Source organism: Mucilaginibacter sp. A5337 (assembly GCF_059690695.1).
The window spans coordinates 476,809-498,201 of the sequence record NZ_JCAWEC010000005.1 but is presented as its reverse complement, the minus strand read 5'-3'; the positions used below and the strand labels follow the sequence as shown (position 1 = coordinate 498,201).

Here is a 21,393-nt window from a genome sequence, read left to right as displayed (position 1 = left end):
TTACACAACAATACCCGGCCGATTTCGTAGAACAATACAAATAGAAATTTGTAATAAACTTTACCGGCATCAACTTTGGCTTTTTTTAATAATCCGGAGTGGAGGTGTGTGAGCTATAATATGAATAAGATCTTTACTATTCTCTTTTTAACCCTTTGTTCTTTATCTGTATCGGCTCAACAATTTTCGCAATACAATACGGGCACGCTGTATGATTCTTTTGAAAACCCGTCACAAAGGTCCTTTATCCCGGATTCGAGCAGGGCAGTAGCGTTCAACTTTTTGATACCTAATTTTGACGCCAATCTTTTTTTAACCGGCGATATTCAGCGGCCGCTTAAAAGCCGCGCGTTTGGAAAACCTGCGTACTATAATACTTCATCGCTGCACATTGGCAAAAATGCGCTTAACCATTTTAATGTTAATGCCAATGCTTATTTAATAATGCTTAAGTTTTTTACAAGCCTGAACGGGAATGTGGAAATGGGTTTTTCGGCCCAAACAAGAGTGGAAGGCAAAGCTCTCGCTACTGACGAATCAGTAGCTTTTCTTGATGGCCCCTCAAATTTCGCCTACAACAACTACAATAATATATTTAACAATCATTACAAGTTGCAGATGTATGATCAGTTAAGTTATTCTTATCGCGAACAGATTAACAAACAATTGGCAATAGGTTTTAAGCTAAGTTACCTTTCAGGTGTTCAATATAATAAAATTGATGTGGACGAGTCGAGCCTGCAAATTAACAGGGATCCGGTTGACCCAAACAACGACAATGCCGACGTTTATATGAAGGGGCGTTATTACAGAAGCTATGTGCCCGGCCGCCTGGATGGTCGTGATTTTTTACCAACGCTTCGCAATCCGGGCGCTTCGATATCTATGGGTGCTACTTATCGAACCGAAGATGGCATACTTATACAAGGCAATATAAAAGACCTGGGTTTTATTCACTGGAATAAACGTTCAACCATTACTGATTTTGATAATACAACCAATATAGCCGATATCACCTCCCAACACAGGGAAGAAAATATCTACAATGCGGTTTATGCTTTAGTTAGAGGCAATGGCATGGTTACGTCTTTTAGCACAAAAACCAATGCCAAAGCCGAGCTGAGCGTATCTAAAAGCTATTGGCTTGATGATGAAAAAACATTCAGGTATTTTCCAACTGTTGTAGCCCAAAAAGAAATGTTTGACACCGGTTTTACAGGCGCATTGGTTAACTCTATACAAAAAAACAACCTCGTAGCTACCTTATCGGCAACCTATGATGATTATAAATTCTTTAATCTCGGTGCGCAAATTATGGTAAAATCACCCAATGCCGAATTTTTTATCGGCTCCGAACGGTTACTGAACAGCGGCCGTTTTGCCTTTGCAGCTTTGGGCAATACTAATCAAATAAATCGCGTGGGCAACTATACCGGAGCTGATGTATTCCTGGGTTTTTCACTTAAATTTGGGCGGGTAATTGAGCACCCCATGAATTCAAGCTACATCCCTATGGGTGAAAAAGGTTTCTTTGGCCGTTTATTTGGCCGGATCTTTAAAACCAATAATTAAAGTGTTTTTTTTCCGGCTATAAAATCTTTGAGATAATAAGGTTCGTAATAAGCTACATCCTCAAAATTACCATCGGCAAATTTTTGAGCAGCCCTTTCGGTAAGGTAAATTGCCGAATTGGCAAAATCATCTAAAAACATCGCATTAGCATTATTGCTTAATACGTCTTTACACTTTTCGGCGCCATCGCCAAAAAAGATGATTTTGTGATGCAACAGATAATCAGCAAAGCTGTTTTCATCAATAATATCAGCTGCGGTTTCACGTACCCTGTTACCCGATGCGTCAAATAAGGCGGTATAAACCTCCATCCGGCGCGCATCAATCATTGGGCATAGCAACGTTTTGTCATCAGCGAAAAAGCCGGGGTTATTAATAACGCCGTCAGCCATAGCCTCAAGGGTTTCAATAGCTATCAGGGGTTTATCCAAAGCAAAACATAAGCCTTTAGCGGTAGACACGCCTATCCGCAAACCGGTATAAGAACCGGGGCCACTGCTTACAGCAATAGCATCAAGATCATTATAACTTATCCCTGTATTATTCAGCAGTTCGTTTATGTAAATTGTAATAACCTCGGCATGAATATTACGGGCATTTATTTCCTTAAAATCCAAAACCTCACCAACACGGGCAAGGGCTACCGAACAAGATGTTGTTGCTGTTTCTATTTGAAGTATCAGACTCATATTACAAATTTAAGGTACGGGATCATGCCCATGACCGCCCCAGGGATTACAACTTGCTATGCGTTTTATGGTTAACCAACCACCTTTAAAAGCGCCATGCTTCTTGATAGCTTCAACACCGTATTGCGAGCAGGTAGGTGTGTACCGGCATGATGCAGCCGAAAGCGGTGATATAAAATACTGGTAAAACTTAATCAGGATAATGAAGATCCACCCGACTATCGTTTTTAAAAACCTGACAATTAAATCCATAACCCTGCCATGTTAATTAGCCGGAACCTGTACCGAAGCTGCCGCTAATTCGTTACCAAGCTGGGTAAGCATCTTCAGCATCTTTTTTTCGATGAAAAGGTACGGTTCGACTTCCTTACCAACATATCCTACCGAAACAATTATCCTCTTATCTGTTTGCTGCAGGATATCATAAAGATGTTGTTGTTTATGCAACCTGTAAGCCTCCCGCATTAATCTTTTCGCTAAATTACGGTCGACAGCGTGCTTGTAACGCTTTTTGGGTACAGAAAAAAGAATTTGTGCAGGGTGAAGCTGAGGCTCGGGATTAACAAGCCAGGATACCCGGAAGGGATAACATAAAAAAGAAGAACCGTTATGAAAAAGCTTATCGATAAGCCTCTTGTTACATAACCGTTCTTCTTTTTTAAAAGTATACATTGTTGCCATTTTTGAACCGAAGGATAAAGCAGATAAGCGGTTCCAAACCCTTATAAATAAGGGCAGGGCAACCTCAATTATGCTTTGTGCCTGCCTTCGTCAGAAACGGTTAATCTTTTTCTGCCTTTAGCTCTTCTGGCTGCTAATACTCTCCTACCGTTAGCAGTTGACATGCGTTCACGGAAACCGTGTTTATTTCTTCTTTTTCTTTGAGAAGGCTGAAACGTTCTTTTCATGGCTATATTTTATTCTATTCGTCTTTTTTAAACAAGAGCGCAAATGTAGTTATTTTATTTAATAATTCAAATACTATTTTTCTGATTTATTATAACATGAGCACACATGCCCAATAACAGCAAATTAGCAGTTTTTTATTGACAATAACTAATTGATCTGCGATATTTTCAACTGGTAAACAAATCCCGGCTAACTACACTGCCTGTCAGTCTGGGCCTATCGATGACTCGTGCGTAGAGTCCCAACCCGCTATACTTCGACAAGCTCAATATGACACCCTTTTTAAGTTGTCATGGGTAGAGTTAAAGTCTGGGTGTAAAATGGCAAGCGAAAAGACTTACGAAGTTTTAAAAACTTCGTAAGTCTGGATTCTACAACTTATCATAGGTAGCTCGTCGAAGCATAATTATTGAAACGGAATAGCGTATGAGCCGCTATTTTTAAGACTGGCAGTAACCGGGTAAGTATTCAGTAATGATAGCATTTCATCTTTGCCGGCATCCTTAACATAGTCAGCAGCTGTTTTATTTTGCTTATCCTTTATTTTAACACTTGCACCATGTTCAAGCAGGCTCTTTACTATGCCGGCATTACCTTCATTAACGGCTAACATTAAAGCAGTAGCACCATTGCTATTACGGATATTGATATTAGGGTAATAATGCAGCAACTGATCAATAATTTCGGCATTGCCGTTTTTGCCGGCAATCATTAAAGCGGTATTGCCCTCTTTATCTTTATAATCTACCTTAACATCAGCCTGTAATACCAGGTTCACCATTCTGCTTTGGTTGTTTTTAACTGCAACGATCAGGGGGCTATCGCCATTTTCGTCTTTCACATTTACATTAGCACTCTTGCTCAGCAAAAATTTAACCCCGGGGGTATCATTGGCCTGGATTGCTGTAAAAATGTTTTGAGCGAAGATTGGCAGCGAACATGAAAGCATCAGGAACAACAGGGTAAGTTTCTTTTTCATTAATAATCAATTGTTTAGTGGCATAAGCCGGTTAATAAATCTTCGCAATTAACAAAAAAAACATTACCGTAATTTTAACTGAATAACTTCAGGGCAAGAACAAAAACCATTGAAAAAATGACCGTTTTCTTAGCATTTAAATTTATAACATCATAATTTTCAGAAAAAATGAACGAAATGAACTGAAAAAATTACCGGTATTTAAACCGCTAAACAAACAGTTAAAAAGTGAGTTAATTATTAGTTTAGCCACCTAAATCTTTAAAGAATATTAGCTGACATTTGAATGACACTACAGCCTTAAAAAGATTAAACAAAATAGCTCTAAGCACAAATCAGCGCGTAAATTCACCCGTTTTATTACGAAAAATGAAATTAATCCTCTCCATATTATTAGCAGGCCTGTCAACTGCAGGTATTGCCCAGGACTTACCTGTAAGCCATTATAAAATTTACAGTACATCGGCACAAAAGATAATTTCGGAAGATGATATAGTCAATGATATGGCTAACGCAGATGTTCTTTTCTTTGGCGAAGAGCATAATGATTCAACAGCACATTATCTTGAACTGAGCTTATTAAAAAAACTGTCCGAAAAATATCCGCAAAAAACCGCACTGTCAATGGAGATGTTTCAAACCGACTGCCAGCTTGTGTTAAATGAATACCTTGCTGGGCTTATCCGCGAAAAAAACCTGATTACAGATGCTCGTACCTGGCCCAACTACAAGGATTACAAACCAATGGTTGAGCTGGCTAAAAGCAACCATCTGCCTGTAATAGCCGCCAACGCACCTACCCGCTATACCAATATGGTTACGCGCGGTGGCCTTGATATTTTAAAGCAGCTTGACGCTCAGGCCAAAAGCTATCTCGCACCGCTACCTATTGATACCGCAACAGGAGCCTATTATGATAAATTTGCTAAAATAATGGGAGGCCACGCATCCATGCCTGGCATGCAGATCTATCAGTCGCAAAATTTATGGGATGCTACGATGGGGTGGTCGATAGCAAAATTCATGAAAAGTCACTCGAGTTTTAAAGTACTACAACTAAATGGCGGATTTCACAGCGAGGAGAAACTTGGTGCTGTGGCACAACTCAAAAAATATGCACCCAAACTGCGTGTACTTAACATAGCCACATACGCAGATGATAGTTTTGACAATCCCAACTGGAGTAAATTCGCCGGCATGGCCGACTACGTTATTTTAACCGATCCAAAGCTGCCAAAAACCTTTTGATAGATCATAGTTGATAGTTCACAGATCATAGCTATTAAGGAAAAAACTATGATCCATGAACTATGATCCATGAACTATTAAGCTTTCTTAGCCAGTAAATCGCGGATTTCGGTAAGTAATACTTCCTCCTTAGTTGGTTCGGGCGGAGCAGCCGGGGCAGCTTCTTCTTTTTTCTTCATCGAGTTGATACCTTTTACAATTAAAAAGATACAGAACGCCACAATGATAAAATCAATTATGTTATTGATAAACAAACCATAATTGATAGCCGTTTCCGGAGTTTTATCAACCGCGGGCTTAAGTACATATTTAAGATCTTTAAAATCAATGCCACCGGTTAACATACCTATTGGCGGCATAATGATATCATTTACTAACGATGTAACAATTTTACCGAAGGCAGCACCGATGATAACACCTACAGCAAGGTCAACCACGTTGCCCCGCATTGCGAATTCTTTAAACTCTTTTCCTATTGCCATAAATTAAAGTTTGGTTACTTAAAGTTAATAATATTACACAAACAATTTATTTATATAGTTTTTTTGTTGCGAGCAAAACAATTGACATGCCTAAAACATTTAACAACTTTAAGGCAGATGCCTCAAGTAATTTTTAGTTAATATTAATTTGATGTATTTTTGGCTACATCTTAAATATGCTTAAACAGAACCTTCAACAAAAACTTTTACAAAAACTTTCGCCGCAGCAAATACAATTTATAAAACTGCTGCAGGTACCTACTGTTTCCCTTGATACCCGGATAAAAGAAGAACTGGAAGAAAATCCGGCGCTTGAAGATCTGAGCCTTACCAACCTGAACGAACCCGAAGAACAATATCCAGACCGCGATCCCGACGACGACAACTTCAACAACGACGAGGAAAAAGGCGAGATGGATGAATTTAATATAGACGACTACCTGCAGGAAGATAACCTTAATGATTATGGCTCGCGCTATGATCAAAACGGCGATGACGAGGATGAGCGGAAAGAAATTCCAATTGCTGTACAAAGTTCTTTTTTTGAAAGTCTGCAAGCCCAGTTAGATCTGTTGCCCCTGAGCGATAAAGATTTCATGATTGGCAAACAGATCATAGGTAGTCTTGACGATGACGGCTATCTGCGCCGCCCTATCATGTCGCTTACCGATGATCTTGCATTTTCACAAAACGTATTGGCCGAAGACGATGAGGTTGAGGATATGTTGAAAGTGATACAAGGCTTTGACCCGCCGGGCGTAGGCGCACGCAGCTTACAGGAATGCCTGTTGATCCAGCTTCGTAAAAAAGATGTGAACGATCCTATCATCAAAAAAGCAATACAGGTTGTTGAGCACTATTTAGATGAGTTTACCCGTAAACATTACGATAAGCTTGAAAAATCGCTAAACATGAACTCAACTGAGTTGCGTGCTGTGGTTAATGAGATACTGAAACTTAACCCCAAACCCGGCGACTCAAACGAGATCAACACCAAGCAAATGCAGGTGATCCCTGATTTTCATATCACCAACAATGATGGCACTCTTATCCTTACGCTAAACTCTAAAAACGCACCTGAGCTTAGGGTAAGCCGTTCATACCAGGAAATGTTTCAACACTATGATAAGGCTTCGCAAAAAGATAAAAAATTAAAAGAAGCTGTTCAGTTTGTGAAACAAAAGCTCGATTCGGCCAAATGGTTCATTGATGCTATTAAACAGCGCCAGCAAACGCTGCTTAAAACCATGAATGCCATTATGCAATACCAATATGAGTTTTTCCTTACAGGCGATGATAAAAACCTGAAACCGATGATCCTGAAAGACATTGCCGATCGTATCGGCATGGATATTTCAACAGTATCACGCGTAGCCAACTCTAAATATGTACAAACTGAGTTTGGCACCTTCCTGTTAAAATCATTCTTCTCTGAGGCCATCCAAACCGAAAGCGGCGAAGAAGTATCCAACAAAGAGGTTAAAAAGATCCTGGAGGAGCATATCGGCAAAGAAGATAAACGCCATCCGCTGGCCGACGAAAAATTAACCGAAATCCTTAAAGATGCCGGCTATAACATAGCCCGCCGTACCGTAGCCAAATACCGCGAGCAAATGAATATCCCGGTAGCACGGTTAAGGAAGGAATTGTAGTTGTACAGGTTGGAGGTTAGGGATTAGTTAATCTTTGTCACTTTCGCAAAAAAGGAAAAAGCCTTAAGAAATCAATTCTTAAGGCTTTTTTTAATGGCAGTGCTTTTAAGCTTATACATTAACAGCGCAAAGTTCGCGAACTTTGGCTACTACAAAATCAACTTCTTCTTTAGTGTTGTACTTTGAAAATGAGAAACGTACCGATGGCCTTGATGAGCTTGCGCCGATAGCAGTCAACACATGCGAGCCAATATCACTGCCCGAGCTGCAAGCGCTGCCACCCGAAGCCGAAATGCCGGCGATATCAAGGTTAAATAACAGCATATCACTCATTTCCATTTCAGGGAACGAAACGTTCAATACCGTATATAAACTTTTGTCAGCATCGGTTTCACCGTTAAAACTTACACCGGGAACATTGGCTGTCAATTGTTCCATCATATAAGATTTTAAGCCCTGGATATGACTTTGGTGCTGCCCCATTTCACTGTAAGCCAATTCAAGCGATTTAGCTAATCCAACTATACCGTAAATATTTTCGGTACCTCCGCGCATATTGCGCTCCTGGGCTCCGCCATAAATAAACGGCTTTATCTTTATTTTATGATTGATGTGCAGGAAACCAACTCCTTTAGGGCCATGCAACTTATGAGCAGCGCAAACGAGGAAATGAGCTTTAAGTTTGCTCAGATCATGCGGGTAATGCCCCATGGTTTGCACAGTATCACAATGATAAATAGCGTTGTATGTTTCACAAAGATCGCCCACGCGTTCCATATCTGATAACGTACCTATTTCGTTGTTGGCATGCATTAATGAAACAAAACTGCGTTCATTTTCTTTCAATAATGTCTCCAGGTGATCGTAATCAATTGTGCCCTTACTATCAATATTTACAAAACTCAGTTTGATCAAACCTGATTTCTCCATGGCTTCCAGTGTATGGAGCACTGCGTGATGCTCGGTATGACTGGTGATGGCATGAGTAATGTTATGATCAATGATACCACACCTGATGGCCGTATTATCAGCCTCGGTACCGCTTGATGTAAAAAAGATTTCGGCCGGCGAGGTATGCAATAAACCCGCAATGGTTTTACGCGAACGCTCAATTAAAGTACGTGCTTCCCTGCCATGGGCATGTATTGACGACGGATTACCAAACTGGTTTTCCATCACCTTGTACATCTCCTTCATCACATCAGGGTCAAGCGGTGTAGTGGCGGCATTATCAAAATAAACGCGCATTCTTTTAAAATTTATAAATTAATGGATCAGTAACTTTAAAACATATGCCCGGTATTATTATACAAGCAAGCAACCAACGGTATTTACCGCCGGTTGCCTGTTATTTTTTAATACCAGTAAAAATTAACCTTTCAGTTGTAAGATCTCCTTAATATCAGCGATGATCTTATTGGCCAAACCGTTTGCCACGGTTTCAGAATTGCCTTCGGAGTAGATCCTGATAATGGGCTCGGTGTTTGACCTCCGCAAATGTACCCATTCTTTATCAAATTCTATTTTTAAGCCGTCAATTGTTGAATGAGGCTGTTTGCTGTATTTCTGTTCCACCTTGCTCAAAAGGGCGTCTATATCCATTTCGGGCGTTAAAGTGATCTTGTTTTTTGAAATAAAATAACCCGGATATGACGCACGCAAACTTGAAACCGACTTGCCATATTTAGCCAGGTGGGTTAAAAACAAAGCTATACCAACTAAAGCATCACGACCGTAATGTGATTCAGGGTAGATAACCCCACCATTACCTTCACCGCCGATAATAGCGTTAACCGCCTTCATCTGGTTTACAACATTCACCTCTCCTACCGCAGCAGCATGGTACTCGCCGCCTGCCTTCTCAGTAACATCGCGCAGTGCACGGGTTGATGAAAGATTAGAAACGGTATTGCCAACATTGTTTTTTAACACGTAATCGGCCACAGCAACCAACGTATATTCTTCGCCAAACATATTTCCATCTTCACAAACAAAGCAAAGGCGGTCAACATCAGGGTCAACGGCTATGCCTAAATCTGCACGTTTGCTCACTACCTCTTTTGATAAGGCTATCAGGTTTTCGGGAAGTGGCTCAGGGTTGCGAGGAAAATTCCCATCTGGTTCACAATATAATTCGTGAACAGTTTCAACACCTAAAGCTTTCAACAAGGCAGGCACAAAAATGCCGCCTGTAGAGTTTACACAATCTATTACTACTTTAAAGTCGGCTTTTTTTATGGCTTCAACATCAACCAGCGGTAACGCCAATACAAGGTCAACATGTTTTTGCAGCCAGGTATCATCGTGGGTAACTTTACCCAGATCATTTACATCGGCATATTTAAAATCACTGTTCTCGGCAATTTCAAGTACCTCTTTGCCATCTGCATCACTTATAAATTCGCCATTGGCGTTCAGGAGCTTAAGGGCATTCCATTGTTTGGGGTTATGACTTGCAGTAAGGATAATACCCCCGGCAGCCTTTTCGCCGGTAACGGCAACCTCAACAGTTGGTGTGGTTGATAAACCAAGATCAACAACATCAATACCCAAACCCTGTAGTGTACCAATAACCAGGTTATTCACCATGGCACCCGATAAACGGGCATCACGGCCAACTACAATCTTTTTAATCCCTGATTTCTTTACAGCCCATGAACCGTAGGCCGAAGTAAATTTTACAATATCAAGCGGGGTTAAACCGTCGCCAACAGCGCCACCTATTGTGCCGCGTATACCTGAAATAGATTTAATTAAAGTCAAAATGCGATGTTTTTGGTGTGGTAAAAGTAAAAAATATAAGATACAATTGATATTGTTTTAAGTAATTGCGCAAACGCTTGCACACAAGCTTTTGGTTAGTTTATCATTTATTGCCGCTGAATATCGCTGTTTCAATTGTCATTCCAACGCATTATTTTATGCTTAACGAGATAATACATGACCTAAGTATTAAAACTCGCAAGGTTTTTTTAACCGATTTAATAACTTTGAAAATTAAGTAAACAAACACCTATAGTAAAAACAATGCCCGACTACCTTTTAAATCTCGACCGGCATTTATTTTATTTCATCAACCACGACCTGTCCAATTCGTTTTTCGACTGGATAATGCCTTTGTTGCGCAATCCCAAATTCTGGATCCCGCTTTATATTTTCATTATCGCTTTTTGTTTATGGCGATACAAAAAAATTGGCGCTATCATTATTTTACTACTGGCAGCATCAGCAGGTGTAGCTGATTTTAGCAGCGGCGTTCTCATAAAACATACTGTACAACGCCTCCGCCCCTGCCGTGATCCGATAGTATCAGTTACCGACATCAGTCGCGTACCCTGTGGTAGCGGCTACAGTTTTCCGTCGACCCATGCCTCCGACCATTTTGCCATGGCGATATTTTTATGTTTTGTATTTGGCCGTAAGTGGAAATGGATCTGGCTTTGGGCCATTTTGTGGGCAGGGAGTATTTGCTTTGCCCAGGTATACGTTGGTGTACACTTCCCTATAGATGTATTGTGTGGTGCTCTGTATGGCGCTCTTGTGGGATGGCTGCTTTCATTATTGTTTAAAAAATTACAACCTGCCTTTTAATGGGATACTGGAAAATTCTGCTGCTGTTTTTTGCTGCCTTTTTTGGCGGTACTTCTGTATTTTTATTTAAGGGTGATAATCACAAAACGCTGAAGCTGGTGCTATCATTTAGCGGCGCTTATCTATTTAGTATTACCGTTTTACACCTAATTCCCGATGCTTATCATGGCAATGATAACTATGTAGGCATGTTTATTTTGATAGGCTTCCTTTTTCAGATTGTGCTTGAACAATTTTCGGACGGGATTGAACATGGTCACATGCACAAACATCCGCATGACTTGGCGGTTTTCCCTATCGGTATCATGGCAAGTCTTTGTCTGCATGCATTTTTAGAAGGCATGCCACTTGCCCAGGGCAACCAGGATCAATTAGTTTACGGCATTGCCCTGCATCATATTCCTGCCGCTTTTGCATTAGCTACAGTTTTGCTCACCAACAAACAGGGCAAAAACAAAACTATTTTCTTTGTTGCCATCTTTGCGATAATGGCTCCTGCCGGATATTTTTTCAGCGATGCATTAAGCAGCGGAAACATCGGCAATCTGCAGCATTATTTTAACAGAATTATGGGTGTAGTTATCGGGATCTTCCTGCATATTTCAACTACCATTCTCTTTGAATCAAGCGCCGATCATCGTTTTAATATGCGTAAGATGATGGCGGTGCTGGCCGGTGTTGCTATTGCATTGCTGGGATTTTTGAAGGAGTTCTAGGCCCCCCAGCCCCTAAAGGGGGAGTTACCGTCAAAACAGAGTCTAAATAATTGACGTTTTAAAATCCCCTCTTGAGAGGTGGAATACGAGCGAATGCTGGGGTGTGTTTCATCGGTATGCCTTCCAAACCATTACCGCCCCTCTCAAGAGGAGAATCGCACTACCCCGGCTTTTTGTTATCCCTATTTATATATAATAAAAAAGGTGCGCCTGTATCTCACCCCAGGCGCACCGGTTACCAAATATTATGGTAATCATCAACTAAACACCGGATTCATGTTTGGAATGCTCCGGGATATTTTAAGTATGTTCACTCCAAACATCTGCACATCTGAAATTTGCACATCTCCACATCTAATTATTTCACATAAAAACTCCCCCTAAGCCTGATATCTTCAGACGAGCTACCAACCATCACCTTAAATTCTCCCGGCTCAACAACTCGCTTCATCTGGCGGTTCCAGAGCATCAGTTCTTTGTTATCAATTTTAAACTGAACCGTGCCGCTTTCTCCGGGTTTAAGGCTAATTCGTTTAAAACCTTTGAGTGATTTTACAGGAGTAGTTACACTGGCTATTACATCGCGTAAATAAAGCTGCACTACTTCTTCCCCCTCAACTTTACCGGTATTTTTAATGTTAACGCTAACGTTTGCGGAACCATTAAGCGGAATTTGCGACTGAGCAATTTTCAGGTTTGAATATTCAAATGAAGTATAACTTAATCCATGCCCGAATGGGAACAGCGCTGATGTATCCTGATCAACATACACGTGCCTTGATGTTGGCTTATGATCATAATAAAAAGGCACCTGCCCCACCGACCGCGGGAATGTCATAGGTAATTTACCCGATGGATTTACTTTACCTAATAACACATCGGCAATGGCTAACCCTCCTGTTTCGCCTAAAAACCACGATTCGACAATGGCCGGGATCTTTTTGGCTACCCAGTTAATACATAGCGGTCTGCCGTTAAACAGCACTACTACTGTCGGCTTCCCGGTTTTATATATGGCTTCAATCATGCGGCTTTGCTGTTTGTTCAGGTCGAGATTGGCGCGGTCTTTACCCTCGCCTACTTCGTTGATATCCTCGCCTAAAACAACAACCGCTACATCCGATTGCCTAACCGTATTGACAGCCTTTTCAAGGTATTCGTTTTGTTTTATAGTAGATGTATCTGCGGTATAACCTGTTTCAAATTTAATATCCAGGTTATTACCAGCCTTTTGTTTCAATGCATCCAATATCGCTACACCTTTACCCATCTTATTAGCGTAACCACCCAGGTATGTGCTTTCGGCCAGCAGTCCGACAACTGCCACCGAACGCACATTAGGCCCGAGCGGCAATATGTTATTATCATTTTTCAGCAAGCTGATCCCTTCCTGAGCTAGTTTCAGGGCAACGGCACGGCTTTCCTCCGTATGGTTTACTTTTTTTAGCAGATCAACATCTATATAAGGATGATCAAACAGACCCAGCATAAATTTCACTCGTAATATATTTGATACTGCACGATTTAAATCTGTCATGTATAATTTCTTGCTCGCCAGCGCCTTGTTCATAGCCTCATGGAAAGGTACATGCGGAAAATCATAAAACTGCATATCCATACCAGCGGTAAAGGTTTGAGCCAATGCGTCCGCCGCATCGGTTGCTATCTGGTGGTTATTGAGCGACATTTTGATGGCGCCCAAGTCGGACAAAACAAAACCTTTAAAGCCCCATTCATCACGCAGCACATCTTTTAACAACCATTTATTATCTACACAGGGAATACCATCAATTTCACTGTATGCTGCCATCATACCCATCGCACCGCCCTCCCTTACTGCTTTTTCAAATACATATAAAAAGGATGACCGGGCTTCTCTTTCGCCCATATTAACAGGTGCCATATTACTGCCAGCTTCAGGAATGCCATGGACGGCAAAGTGTTTTGGTTCGGATAAAACGGTATTATGATTGCTCAGCTTACTACCCTGCAAGCCTTTTACCATGGCCACACCATTAGCTGCCGATAGAAAAGGGTCTTCGCCGTAGGTTTCTTCGACCCGGCCCCAGCGCGGGTCGCGCGGGAGGCAAAGTACCGGGCCTAATACCATGGCAACACCGTGGGCACGCATTTCAGTTGCTATAATACGACCGGCCTTGTGAACATTGGTCGTATCCCAGGCACCGGCCAACGCCATCGGGCTCGGAAAGGTGGTACTGCCCAAACCCTCATAGCCGTGCAGTCCTTCTTCAATAAAAAGTACCGGGATACCCAAACGTGTTTTCTCAACAGCATAGCGTTGGATCTGGTTGCTTACGTCTGCGGTTGCCGGATACAAGTCATGCACCGAGCCAATGCCTTCGGTACCAATATTGATCCTGGCACTATCCGACATGGAAACTGCGTCATGGCCCTGCATATTGGCAACCTCGTGCCCCCAGTACATATCCAGCTGACGGATCTTTTCGGCAGTGGTCATCCGGCCGAGCAAATCGGCAACGCGCTTTTCAACCGGCAGTGATGCGTCTTTATACGGAAGCTTAGCAGTAGGCTTAGGGGTATTAAATGAACATAAAATCGTTACTAAAAGAACCGATACATAGGCGTTCTTTTGCTTCATAAATAATTTATAATTGGTTGGGTTATTACTTCGGGTACAATCGATTGTCGATATAAACAAATCAATCCACAGCCCGCTTTATCGAAGGCTAAAACTATAAGCGGGGAACTAATAAGTGATTAATAAAACATTAACGGCGGGCTTATCCGCCATTAATGTCAATTAAATTTAATGTAATAACTTAAAATTCTATTTTTTTACCGGCGGTGGCACATCGGCTGTTAAGGGTACCTGCCTGCGTAGCATTTTAGCGGCATAACCGGTTAGGTACAAGTAATAATCATTTGGAATATCGTCCTCAAAGGTAACGAAAGCGCTTAAGCCTACCGGTGGATTTTTTGATACTTTGAGGATAGCTGTGCCCTCGTCAACTTCATCAAACATAGCAACGTACAACATTTCTGCACCGCTGTTGATGGCGCCGTTGATCTGTTTCCAATAAAAGCGGCCCCGGTTGCGCGGGATCTGATTTTGTTTGGCCCGAGGGTTCATGTTGTGCCAACTGAAGCCCGGAAATATGGTAGGTACATAATCTACCTTATTTTCCTTACACCATGCAATATCCTCAGCGATGCGGTGCTGAAAAGCAGGATAAGCCTCTTCGTTAAAGCGGCCTACAAACCATGGGTGAACAATATCAACCTTACGCAGCAAATCATGCAAGTGCGGGTCATTTTCGGTATCATTGCCAAAGTCGCGCCAGTATGTCGGCACACCAAGCAATATCGCGCAGCCGCCATAAACCGGGTCATTCTTTAAAAAATCAATGATCTTTTCGCCTTCAGTCAAACCATAACGGCGATGATCATTGAAACCTATCCCCCATACAGCAACTAAAGGCTTGCCATTGTGATATAACCAGGTTTGGTTATTGCCCCGGTTGGTTACTTTCATACTGTCGATAAGATGTTTCCAATCTTTGATCACCAGCGAATCGCCTCCCGCATTCATGCCCGACAGATCGTACATTACGGTAATAGCCCTATGATATTTCTGCGCATATTTGAGCGCATTCCCCAAAACTACATCATTATGATGCTTACCTGGCCCGCGCTGCACATCGCCAATAAAGCGTTGCACAAAAACGCCGTCGACACCATATTGCTGCATCCATTTAAAATGTGTTTCGGTTGACGAGGCATCATATGAACTGTACAGATAAGCGTCGCTGCCATCGGCCAGCTTAAACGGCGATTTATAGGTTTTAGGATATTCACTCACATCGGGCCACAGGTCGATATTGGTATAACCCGGCTCAAACTTGCCATGCGAAACATAATGATTCCACCAGCGGTTACCGCCATCGCCGGGTGCGTTGAACCAGCCCTGGTAGCCGGCCATAACCAAACCTTTGTAACTTTTAAATGCCGATGTCTTGCTATGCCTCAACTGAGCGTTAGCGACAGCGCACAGCAATAGCAGCAAGATGCTAAAAACGTGTTTTTTCATCAGGATAAAATTTTAATATGTGTTGATTTTATGCTTAGAAGCTGGTCAAAATGCTTTTTAATATTGTTTTAAGTAGAGACGCATCACATGCGTCTCTTTTAGGACAAGGGAACAGGCTTACGATAGACGCATGTGATGCGTCTCTACAATATCGCTTTCAAACAACTCATAGATCAGATGCCCCAGTTTTTATTTGGTTTAGGTCCCATTTCCAGTTCAAGCGTACCGCCGGCCATGAGTTGCTCATGGGTAAAGAGCGGCTTGTTAAGCACCTGACCGTTAAACTTAGCGCTTTGGATATATTTGTTTACTACCGAGCAATTGTTAGCGACCAGTTTAAATTGCTTTCCGTTTTGCAGGTTGATGGTCACCTTGCTGAACACCGGACTGCCAATGGTATAAACAGGCTTGCCTGGTGTAATAGGATAAAAACCCATTGACGAGAACACCACAAAGGCCGACATACCACCGCCATCTTCATCGCCGGGGATACCGAAGATGTTATCTTTATACCAAACATCAAGCAGGAACCTTACACGTTTTTGTGTTTTCCATGGTGCGCCTGCAAAGTTGTACAGGTATGGGATATGGAAACTTGGCTCATTACCCATCGAATACTGGCCAACTAATCCCGTAGCGTCAGGGAATTTTGCCCAGAACTGGTATTTGCTCCTATCAAGGCTTTCACGGAACAGCTGATCCAAACGGGCCTGGAATTTATCCTGCCCGCCCATCAGATTCGCCAGCCCGGAGATATCGTGCTGCACCTGCCACAAATAAGTCCAGCCGTTATTTTCATCATAAAACTCGCGACCGCCTAAACCGCCGTCAAACTTGGGGTCGATGTCTATCCAGTTGCCGTCCTTATCCTTAGGAATAAACATTTGTTTATCGTTGTTCCACAGGTTTTTATAATTAAGCGCGCGTTTGGCGAAGGTTTGCTCATCGGCTGTTTTTTTCAACTCACCGGCTAATTGGCCAACCGCCCAATCGTCATAACTGCCGCCAAGGGTTACCGCTACTGCCTGGCGTTTTTCAAAACCATGTACCAGGCTTACAGTTTCCTTTTCTCCTTTTTTCAAGGCGGGAAAATATCCGTTGGTATGGTAAAAATCATCCAATTCGCATTTAGGGCCATTTTCCCAGGGCAGCATAGTGGCTTCATTGGCATTTTTGAGGATCCCTTCATAGGCCTTATCTACATCAAAACCGCGAATGCCTTTGCGGTAATCATCCAGAAACATTACGGTAGAGTGAAAGCCATTCATACAAGGGTTATCACCAAATAATACAGGAAAGGTTGGCATCCAGCCGCTTTGCTCATACTGGTTAACATACGAGTTCAACATATCCGATTCCAGCTTAGGGTTCAGGATAGTACGAAGCGGGTGCAGGGCCAAATAAGTATCCCAAACCCAGTCATCCACATAAAACGAGCGGTTGCTATCATGTACTTTTTTGTCGTACCCGCTGTAATAATGACCGTCCTCGTTAATATCAACCATGCGCTCATTGCAACGATACAAAGCAGTATAAAATGACCTGCGTTGTGCCACAGTGCCGCCTTCTGTTTCAATTTGGCCTACTACTTTTGCCCATGTTGCTTTGGCTGCCTGCTTGAGCGTTTCAAAATCGGCACTGCCAAATTCATCGCTAAAGTTTTGCTTAGCCTGTTGAGGGCTTACGTATGATATGGCGTATTTAAACTCAATGACATCCGGAGTACCTGCATCAAATGTAATGTATGATTTAAGGTCTTTCCCATCTGCAGTGCTTTGTTTAAGCAGGGCATTATCTTTTACTATGCCAGTGGTACCTTTAGCATTAAACTTACCGTATACATAAACTTTGATATCGTCATGATAGGTTTCAAAACCGGTTAATTCATTCCCTCCGGTAAACGTAAAATTAGCTGCGCCATCGTTATACAATCCAAACAAAATGCTTTTAGCAGCACTTTTAGCCGGAAAAGTAAATTTATAATCTCCAACCTTTTTACCAGGTGCGAACTCTACGGTGATGTCCTTATCAATCAGAAAGGTTGAGTAATACCACGGGCGGGTAACTTCCAGATCATGGTCATAGGTCATTCTTTCGCTCCACGAAGCAGGGGTAATTGTGTTATTATCCGGCTTAACCGAAAACACCTCTCCCAAACGGTGCGATACCACATTGAGCGGAAAGCTTGAGATCTGATCATCAATGTAATCATGACGAACAGGCAACATCCTGATCATCTGGTTAGGTAAATGCGTTGTTGGGCGGGTTGGCTCAAGCAGCGCTCCCACATTACCAATATGCGGATCGATGTATTGAAGATTGCCTTCATCTTTTGTTTGAGCAGATACCGTCACACTGACACACAAACTACCAATACCGAGTACCGTGGATAAAATCAGTGGTTTAAACAACCTGGGAAGTGGGCTTAACATGGCTATTAATTTATATTGATATACTGATTAACGTTTTATGCTGACTCTGTAAAAATACAAGCGCCAGATTTATTAATTGGCAATACTCCCAGAAAAATCACCTTTGATATCGCCGACACGAGGCACCTACGGAGCCTTAAAATTCCCTCTGCATCATCTATAAACACAAAACTCTTACGGAGTTGAGCTTCCACTTTTTTGAACTCCATAGGAGTTTCGTGTTTAAAGCAAAAATAATCCGGACTTGGGCTCCGTAGGTGCCTCGTGTTTATTAAAATTGATTAACTGGTCATGCCTCAAAATTGCCCGAACAACTTAATTAATCATTAAAAATTGATTAATTACTCCAATAAATATCAATTGTAACAGATTTATTCAAGAATTGAATGAAAATCGCGCTCAAAAGCCTCGCCGTAAATTGCTTTATACTCCTTGTTAAAATTCTCGAACGTGTTTTTTGCCAGGGAGTGCTTACCGATATGTGACAGTGCTTTGCACTTCAGGATCATGGCTTCCTCATTTACCGGGTCAAAATAAAAAATATCGTTGGCCAGTTTGATCAAAAATTCAGGATCATCAGTAACCTTTATCGAATTAGCAAACTGAATGTATGAGTCGGTGATCTCATTAGATACTTCCGACTTGAAGGCATCGAGCCATTCATACTCAATATTCGACAGGAAATTGCCGCGTTGAGTGATGTGCGTAAGCTGGGTTATTTTCTGTTTATTGAGCTTGCTTTTATTGGATACAATATTGAGGTAATTGTGATAATCAACCTGAATCTCGTTATAATCTATCTCAATTTTCCAATAGCCGGTATCTTTTGATAGATGGCAATGCCCTATCTTATCAAGCAATGATTTCAGCTTGGCTATATTTACCGAGCGGTTATTCCTTGCGCTTTTCTCCGATTTATCAAACCAGAGGATTTCATTCAGTTTTTCAGAACTTACACCACGGTCGAACTTAACCGAATACATCAGGATCACTAAAAACAACTCTTTTAATAAAGGCGTAAAGTATTTGGTGATTTCGTTACCATCGGGCGTAAACAACTGCAGATCGCCAAATAAAAATATTGCGTTTTTATTGACATGCAGCCGGCTTTCATTTTCCTCTTTCGCTTCGGTTACCTCTAATCCCTGTGGCTCATCAGCAGGTAATACTATTTCAGTAGTAACATTTTGAGGTTTGGCCAATGGCTTCAAAGCAGCATGTTTACGGCGTTTAACAATAACTACCCCAATCCCCACAAAAACAACACAACCGGCAGCTATCCATAATAAATACCCCATATGACTTTCTGAAAGGGTATTGATAGCAATTGGCTCAGGCGGACTAAGCAGCGAGTAAACCTTAACCCTGGTGCGGTCATTTTCTTTAAACAGCGTTACCGATAAAAATTTGGCGCTATGCGGCAGATAATACAAATCAACATAAGCACTTACATCATGAAACTGAAATGGAATGGTATCCCCCACCATTTCGTAGGCAGGTTTATCCAATGATCCTTTTATAAGCTGTAAATTGGAGTTAAATTTATGCTGAGGGAAGATCAAACCATAATAGGATTTATCTTTTGAGTTGATGACAAGGGAATTGGCAAAAACAAAATCCTCGTTCTTAACATCAATATTAAAAAGCTTTTTGAAGGATTTATCTTTAACCGTAAAACGCACCATATCATACAGGTTACGCGGGTTCACAATCTGCTGTCCCGACGCGCTGCCATAGCCGCCAATTACATAAACGGTATCGCCGGTTGCATTAGCCCCTAACCCGGCTAAATAACGAGGCGTAAAAGTATCCCCTTTAAATTTAACCTTTTCCCATTGTTTAGTATTCAGGCTAAAACGGCGAACACTATCCTTGTAAACCAACTGCCCATAACCACCTATGGTATAAAGAGCCGTATCTGTTTGGCTGAAAAACTTATTGAGGTGCCCGTTATTAGTTGCAAAGTTAATGTAGCCCCTGTCCCATTTACCCGTAATAAAATCAAACGTACCAACGGCCGTTTGATCCATATATAGGTAATAGAGTTTATTGTTGGCATACAGTGCCTGATCACCCGGCACCAACATTTGCCGACCGGAGCCATATGCTTTGCTTTTTAACTGAGGTGTTTTATTAATGGAATAGGTAACCAACGAATCAGCCGTGATGACAAACACCTCCTCGTTTGCGGCGTCAAAGGCCAAACTGGCATCTCCCGGAACTGTAAATTCTTTTTCCAGCTGCCAGTTGCGGTGACGTGCCTTAATCCAAAGCGGGTTATTAACCGAACCAATGTTTTTGTTTTCTGTTTCGTTGGCTACGCTGCCCTCCCATTCATTAAGCGGCCAGTTAGCTATTTGCTCCGTGTTTTGCAATACGCGTACATCACGCAATTTAAACGGAGGCAAATCAGTGGTTTGAAACTGTTTATAAGCATTAGCGCCAAAGAGCAACTTATAGTTTGAGCTTGCTTTTAAATGAATGCTTGTTTCACTTAAATACTGATTACCCGACACAACAGTGATCTTATCGTTTTTATAATCTATCTGGATCTTTAAATTATTCCAGCGCTCAAAAAGCAGTTTATCATCAATATTGAAAGATATTTTTGAAAGACGTTCGCCAATAATGATCTTAAAATGCCTGGTATTAGCCTGGTTATCATAAACTAAGTCGACATTTTGATTATCATCACCTATCAGCCGCAAAATATAACCGAAATAAATAACCCTGTTAGGTAAAAAAGACAGGTCAAAAGAAACCTCAAATTTGTCTTTAGGCGAGAGGTTTTTCAGCGCAAGGTCCAGCCCGGTACGTTTATCCTGCACCACCTCATGACTATAGAACCCCAACCCGTACGATTGTGCATGGGTGGGCGACATGAACAGAAAATTCAATAAAACAATAACAATTATTCCCGGTAAAAAAAATCTCATGTTGATAAGTACACCCAAAGCATTACAACTCACGTACCGCCCGGTATTTATAATTTAGGCCCTAATTCAGCGCTTTTAATTGGCTCAATTGGCTAAAATTACAATAAATACAGTTTAG

At 41.6% G+C, this 21,393-nt stretch carries 17 protein-coding genes; 5 read left to right on the top strand and 12 right to left on the bottom strand.

From position 1 onward, the window contains the following. Positions 1-120 precede the first annotated feature (120 nt). Positions 121-1,572 (top strand): DUF5723 family protein, encoded by a 1,452-nt coding sequence (locus AC59JO_RS19310; RefSeq protein ID WP_413667522.1) that lies wholly within the window; start codon positions 121-123, stop codon positions 1,570-1,572. Here AC59JO_RS19310 and tsaB read toward each other — a convergent pair. The 5 genes from tsaB to AC59JO_RS19285 all read right to left on the bottom strand — a co-directional run bounded on the left by tsaB (position 1,569) and on the right by AC59JO_RS19285 (position 4,149). Continuing rightward, the gene (tsaB, locus tag AC59JO_RS19305) at positions 1,569-2,261 is read right to left on the bottom strand and encodes a tRNA (adenosine(37)-N6)-threonylcarbamoyltransferase complex dimerization subunit type 1 TsaB (RefSeq protein ID WP_413667521.1); all 693 of its coding nucleotides are present in this window, start codon (positions 2,259-2,261) and stop codon (positions 1,569-1,571) included. The two genes, AC59JO_RS19310 and tsaB, sit on opposite strands and share 4 nt — an antisense overlap. Before the next feature lie 9 nt (positions 2,262-2,270). After that, positions 2,271-2,513, bottom strand: a complete 243-nt coding sequence (yidD, locus tag AC59JO_RS19300; RefSeq protein ID WP_091211634.1) for a membrane protein insertion efficiency factor YidD — start codon at positions 2,511-2,513, stop codon at positions 2,271-2,273. 12 nt (positions 2,514-2,525) lie between these two features. Next, the gene (locus tag AC59JO_RS19295) at positions 2,526-2,933 is read right to left on the bottom strand and encodes a ribonuclease P protein component (protein ID WP_413667520.1); all 408 of its coding nucleotides are present in this window, start codon (positions 2,931-2,933) and stop codon (positions 2,526-2,528) included. Between the two features lie 77 nt (positions 2,934-3,010). Next, positions 3,011-3,169: a 50S ribosomal protein L34 gene (gene rpmH / locus AC59JO_RS19290; RefSeq protein WP_083878950.1), complete on the bottom strand. Its 159-nt coding sequence runs from the start codon at positions 3,167-3,169 to the stop codon at positions 3,011-3,013. A gap of 407 nt (positions 3,170-3,576) precedes the next feature. Further along, a complete protein-coding gene (locus tag AC59JO_RS19285; RefSeq protein ID WP_497307263.1) occupies positions 3,577-4,149 on the bottom strand; it encodes an ankyrin repeat domain-containing protein in 573 nt (190 codons plus the stop codon). Positions 4,150-4,518: 369 nt separating this feature from the next. On the opposite strand from AC59JO_RS19285, the gene AC59JO_RS19280 reads away from it, so the two are divergent. Next, positions 4,519-5,397: a ChaN family lipoprotein gene (locus AC59JO_RS19280; RefSeq protein ID WP_497307261.1), complete on the top strand. Its 879-nt coding sequence runs from the start codon at positions 4,519-4,521 to the stop codon at positions 5,395-5,397. 77 nt (positions 5,398-5,474) lie between these two features. Here AC59JO_RS19280 and mscL read toward each other — a convergent pair whose 3' ends face one another. Further along, on the bottom strand, positions 5,475-5,879 hold the full coding sequence (gene mscL / locus AC59JO_RS19275; protein WP_413667517.1) for a large-conductance mechanosensitive channel protein MscL: 405 nt from the start codon (positions 5,877-5,879) through the stop codon (positions 5,475-5,477). A 176-nt stretch (positions 5,880-6,055) separates the two neighbouring features. On the opposite strand from mscL, the gene rpoN reads away from it, so the two are divergent. Further along, a complete protein-coding gene (rpoN, locus tag AC59JO_RS19270) occupies positions 6,056-7,531 on the top strand; it encodes an RNA polymerase factor sigma-54 (RefSeq protein ID WP_413667516.1) in 1,476 nt (491 codons plus the stop codon). A gap of 111 nt (positions 7,532-7,642) precedes the next feature. On the opposite strand, the gene AC59JO_RS19265 is transcribed toward rpoN, so the two are convergent. Together AC59JO_RS19265 and glmM are read right to left on the bottom strand one after the other, a co-directional pair. Continuing rightward, positions 7,643-8,779, bottom strand: coding sequence for a cysteine desulfurase family protein (locus tag AC59JO_RS19265; RefSeq protein ID WP_413667515.1), 1,137 nt, complete (start codon positions 8,777-8,779; stop codon positions 7,643-7,645). 123 nt (positions 8,780-8,902) lie between these two features. Next, a complete protein-coding gene (glmM, locus tag AC59JO_RS19260; protein WP_497307258.1) occupies positions 8,903-10,294 on the bottom strand; it encodes a phosphoglucosamine mutase in 1,392 nt (463 codons plus the stop codon). Positions 10,295-10,558: 264 nt separating this feature from the next. Between glmM and AC59JO_RS19255 the strand changes: the two genes are divergently transcribed. Both AC59JO_RS19255 and AC59JO_RS19250 read left to right on the top strand, forming a co-directional pair. Beyond that, on the top strand, positions 10,559-11,122 hold the full coding sequence (locus AC59JO_RS19255; RefSeq protein WP_497307256.1) for a phosphatase PAP2 family protein: 564 nt from the start codon (positions 10,559-10,561) through the stop codon (positions 11,120-11,122). Then, positions 11,122-11,838, top strand: coding sequence for a ZIP family metal transporter (locus tag AC59JO_RS19250; protein WP_497307254.1), 717 nt, complete (start codon positions 11,122-11,124; stop codon positions 11,836-11,838). The genes AC59JO_RS19255 and AC59JO_RS19250 overlap by 1 nt, the downstream gene beginning before the upstream one ends. 358 nt (positions 11,839-12,196) lie before the next feature. On the opposite strand, the gene AC59JO_RS19245 is transcribed toward AC59JO_RS19250, so the two are convergent. The 4 genes from AC59JO_RS19245 to AC59JO_RS19230 all read right to left on the bottom strand — a co-directional run bounded on the left by AC59JO_RS19245 (position 12,197) and on the right by AC59JO_RS19230 (position 21,275). Next, positions 12,197-14,458 (bottom strand): glycoside hydrolase family 3 N-terminal domain-containing protein, encoded by a 2,262-nt coding sequence (locus AC59JO_RS19245; protein ID WP_497307252.1) that lies wholly within the window; start codon positions 14,456-14,458, stop codon positions 12,197-12,199. A 189-nt stretch (positions 14,459-14,647) separates the two neighbouring features. Next, the gene (locus AC59JO_RS19240) at positions 14,648-15,907 is read right to left on the bottom strand and encodes a glycoside hydrolase family 99 protein (RefSeq protein WP_497307250.1); all 1,260 of its coding nucleotides are present in this window, start codon (positions 15,905-15,907) and stop codon (positions 14,648-14,650) included. 173 nt (positions 15,908-16,080) lie between these two features. Further along, positions 16,081-18,339, bottom strand: coding sequence for a GH92 family glycosyl hydrolase (locus AC59JO_RS19235; RefSeq protein WP_413667509.1), 2,259 nt, complete (start codon positions 18,337-18,339; stop codon positions 16,081-16,083). Between the two features lie 371 nt (positions 18,340-18,710). Further along, positions 18,711-21,275, bottom strand: coding sequence for a Kelch repeat-containing protein (locus AC59JO_RS19230; RefSeq protein WP_413667508.1), 2,565 nt, complete (start codon positions 21,273-21,275; stop codon positions 18,711-18,713). Positions 21,276-21,393 lie beyond the last annotated feature (118 nt).